4 protein-coding genes are annotated in these 4,041 nt (G+C 36.1%); 3 read left to right on the forward strand and 1 reads right to left on the reverse strand.

Going from position 1 to position 4,041, the window contains the following annotated elements:
• Positions 1–345 precede the first annotated feature (345 nt).
• The 3 genes from QZ265_RS01955 to QZ265_RS01965 all read left to right on the forward strand — a co-directional run bounded on the left by QZ265_RS01955 (position 346) and on the right by QZ265_RS01965 (position 2,941).
• Positions 346–1,095, forward strand: a complete 750-nt coding sequence (locus QZ265_RS01955) for an electron transfer flavoprotein subunit beta/FixA family protein (RefSeq protein ID WP_296402848.1) — start codon at positions 346–348, stop codon at positions 1,093–1,095.
• 135 nt (positions 1,096–1,230) lie between these two features.
• Complete coding sequence (locus QZ265_RS01960; RefSeq protein ID WP_296402850.1) at positions 1,231–2,163, forward strand: FAD-binding protein; 933 nt, start codon at positions 1,231–1,233, stop codon at positions 2,161–2,163.
• Positions 2,164–2,353: 190 nt separating this feature from the next.
• Positions 2,354–2,941: a GNAT family N-acetyltransferase gene (locus QZ265_RS01965; RefSeq protein ID WP_296402852.1), complete on the forward strand. Its 588-nt coding sequence runs from the start codon at positions 2,354–2,356 to the stop codon at positions 2,939–2,941.
• 38 nt (positions 2,942–2,979) lie between these two features.
• Here the strand turns inward: QZ265_RS01965 and QZ265_RS01970 are convergent, their stop codons facing one another.
• Entirely contained in the window at positions 2,980–3,819 is an 840-nt protein-coding gene (locus QZ265_RS01970) for an arginyltransferase (RefSeq protein ID WP_296402855.1), read from the reverse strand.
• Positions 3,820–4,041 lie beyond the last annotated feature (222 nt).

The following is a 4,041-nucleotide window of genomic DNA, read 5'->3' on the forward strand; positions in this document are numbered from 1 at the left end:
TATTAAATAAAAAATTTATGACCCTTTATTCACGGCAATGGCTTGACCTTATTAGACGCGTCACGCAATATAATGTCTTTTGATAATAAATGTTTATTTATATTGATCCAAAACCAAAAAAAAGGTTAGTTAAAATTAAATAAGCTTTAGTAGCATAAATGACTTATTACTAGGTGATTAACTGAAGAAATTCTGTTAATTAAAACCTACAAATTGTTATATATATTGGCTACCTTATTGGCTAAGATGTATAAGAATTAATTTTTAGTGTAAGATAAGATATATATTGCACTCAATTTAAAGACGTAATTTTAATTACTCATAACATTAATAAACGAGGAACGTATGAAAGCATTAGTTGCTGTTAAGCGTGTGATTGACTATAACGTAAAAGTTCGCGTTAAAGCAGATAATTCTGGCGTTGATCTTAGTAATACTAAAATGTCAATCAACCCATTTTGTGAAATTGCTGTTGAAGAAGCAGTACGTTTAAAAGAAGCTGGTATTGTAGATGAAGTAATCGTTGCATCTATTGGTCCTAAAGAAGCACAAGAACAAATTCGTGCCGCTTTAGCACTAGGTGCTGATCGTGGTATCTTAGTTCAGACTGATGAAAAAGCTTATCCTTTACAAGTAGCTAAAATTTTAAAAGGTATTGCTGAACAAGAAAGTGCCGAAATTATTCTAATGGGTAAAATCGCGATTGATGATGACAATAACCAAACAGGGCAAATGTTAGCTGCCTTAATGGGTATTGGTCAGGGTACTTTTGCTTCAGAAGTTAAAGTTGAAGGTGGTAAAGTAAATGTAACTCGTGAAGTTGACGGTGGACTTGAAACGGTTGCCCTAAGCCTTCCTGCAGTGATTACGACTGATTTGCGCTTAAATGAACCACGTTATGCCAAATTACCTAATATCATGAAAGCTAAGAAAAAGCCACTAGATGAAAAAACACCAGCAGACTTTGGTGTTGATATGACGTCGAAGCAGCAAATACTTAAAGTAACTCCACCACCAGAGCGTGCTGCCGGTATTAAAGTTGCTTCTGTGGATGAGCTAATTGATAAGCTTAGAAATGAAGCGCATGTCATTTAAGTTGTGACCTTTTATTTAAAAAGTAATTTATTTCGACTCAATTATTAGACAACATTTATTTGAATAGAGTGGCTTATAGGTCCCAAACCATCAAGAGCTCTATTCATCCATAATATTAGATTAAAGGATAATCTCATGGCAGTTTTAGTATATGCAGAACATGATAACGCCGAGTTAAAGAAAGCAACTTTGAGTACTATTACAGCTGCATCGCAGTTAGGTGGAGAAGTACATGTATTGGTAGCGGGAACAGGCTGTGAGCCTGTTGCTCAGCAAGCTACGAAAGTTGTTGGCGTAAGTAAAGTAATTTGTGTTGATAATGCAGCGTATGGTCATCAACTAGCAGAAAACGTTGCACTGCTTATCAATGATTTAGCAGGCAATTATAGTCATATTATTGCGCCTTCTACCTCTAATGGTAAGAATGTTATGCCGCGTGTGGCTGCTTTATTAGATGTTAGTATGATCTCTGACATTATTAAAGTAATCGATAGCAATACTTTTGAGCGTACTATCTATGCTGGTAACGCCATAGCTACTGTTAAAACCTCTGAAGAGAAAGTTTTATTAACAGTACGTGCTACAGGTTTTGATGCTGCTGCTGCCGAGGGCGGTTCAGCTACTATGGAAAAACTAGATGATGTACAAGATGCTGGTAAGTCTACCTTTGTAAGTGAAGAGCTTGCAACTTCAGACCGTCCAGAGCTAACGTCTGCTGAGATTGTAGTATCAGGTGGTCGTGCTTTAGCAAATGGTGAAAATTTCACTAAGTATATTGAGCCACTAGCAGATAAGTTAGGCGCAGCGATTGGTGCTTCACGTGCTGCAGTTGATGCAGGCTACGTACCAAACGATATGCAAGTTGGTCAAACTGGTAAAATTGTTGCCCCGACATTATATATTGCAGCCGGTATCTCTGGAGCTATCCAGCATTTAGCAGGTATGAAAGACTCTAAAGTGATCGTAGCTATTAATAGTGATCCAGAAGCTCCGATTGCAAACGTAGCAGATTACTTTCTAGAAGGTGATTTGTTCACAGTACTTCCTGAGTTAACTAGCAAGCTATAATCTAGTATTACCAGTTGCTATTTAAGTAAGTAGAAGAGAAGCCTTCAACGTTTTGTTTGGGGGCTTTTTTATGGTTTCTCTTTTTATGATTTCTATTTTTATGAATAAATAACTATTATCTTAGATCTTGATTTAAAGTTTATACGGTTTAACAATTTAATCTATCGCCTATTTTTATCTAGGATATATGATGAAAAATCATAAAAACCCCTTTATATGTGTTGTAACTGATGCGAGTTATGACGCAAGTCTAGTTCAACAGATAGCTAATATCGAACGTATAGTTCAACCCTTAGATTGCTGGGACGCTAAAACTCTATTTGGGATGCTAAGTCAGGATATCTATGAGTGTTGGGGTATCATGGCACTTGAATCATCTGAAAGCTTAAAACCTGAAGAATGTAAAGTGGCTGAAGCATACAAACAGGCTGATTATAATGGCTATGGTGCAATTTCAAATGAGAACAATTTTAGTATGGTTGCTTATTGCCTCTTTAGCAAAGTATACGAAGTGGCAGAAGTTTTAAGAATTGGTACTCATCCTGACTTTCAGCGTCGAGGATATGCTCAGCAGTTATTAATACTGTTAATTGATTCTATGACAAATAAAGGCTTAGAGAAGATTTTATTGGAAGTTAGAGAGGATAACATCAAGGCTATTAACCTCTATCAAAAGTTAGGATTTGGAACTATCTATATTCGTAAAGACTACTATTCAAGCCAAAAAGATACTGACAGTAAGTGCAATGCTTTAATCATGCAGTATGAGCTTAAATAAGCTTTTATTTATACAAAGATTCTTAATTTTGAATGTTTTTATAGCACTAATTTTACTTCAGCTAGGTTTAATAGGTTTAAAACCTCCTCAGTGTCAGGTATTTGTTCAAAATATGTCCAATGGTTATTTATCAATAGCTCAATAGGGGCGTAATCAGTTTTATAACTCATCTTCTTTACACTGGGAATCCAAAAACCTAAATATACATAATCTAAGCCTAATTGTTTGGCGGTTTCAATTTGGCTTAAGATACAAAATACCCCTAGGCTCCGAGAGTGATAACTAGGATCTGGATCAAAAAAAGTATAAATACTTGATAGCCCATCGCATAGAGAGTCTGTAACTGCGACTGCTATAAGTCTATTATTCGCTTCTCTAACTTCCATAAACTGAGTTTTAGCAGGGCTTTCAACCAAAAATTGTTCAAAGGTATGTAAACTTGGCGGATACATATCGCCGTCTGCGTGACGCTCATGAATATATTTTTGATATAACGCATAATGCTCTTTTGTGGCTTGGATAGCAGGAATAAATCCAATACTTACCTCATTATTGCGATTTAGCACCTTGCGATAGCGTCTTGATAGAACAAAATCATTCACCACAACGCGACTAGAAATGCACTGAACACAATAATGGCAATTAGGCTTATAAAAAGCATTACCACTGCGTCTAAAACCTTCGGTACATAAGTGAGTGTACAGCTTTGGGTCAATACTTTGCTGCGCATCTAGAAGTATGAAGGTAAGCTGGGATACTTGATTTGGTAGGTAACTACATAAGCTAGGAGCAGAGATATGAAAGCTGTCTTCAACTTCTATATTTTCTTGGGTTACGATGTCAGAACGGTTTACATCATTGTCTGCATAAAGATGCATCTAACTTAGTCCTTAAATTGGAAAGTGGTCTTAGGTGAAACTGTGGATATGATCAGTTTAACGTAATGTTGTAAGTACAGCCATAAAATTTAGTGGCTGAACTATGAAACGCAACTATTGTTTAAGGGATTATGGTCTGAGGGATTATGGTCTAAGTGATTATGGTTTAAGGGATTATGGTCTAAGGGATTATGGTCTAAGGGATTATGGTCTAAGGGATTA

This window comes from Psychrobacter sp., assembly GCF_018260395.1.
In the GTDB taxonomy this organism is placed as follows: Bacteria; Pseudomonadota; Gammaproteobacteria; order Pseudomonadales; family Moraxellaceae; genus Psychrobacter.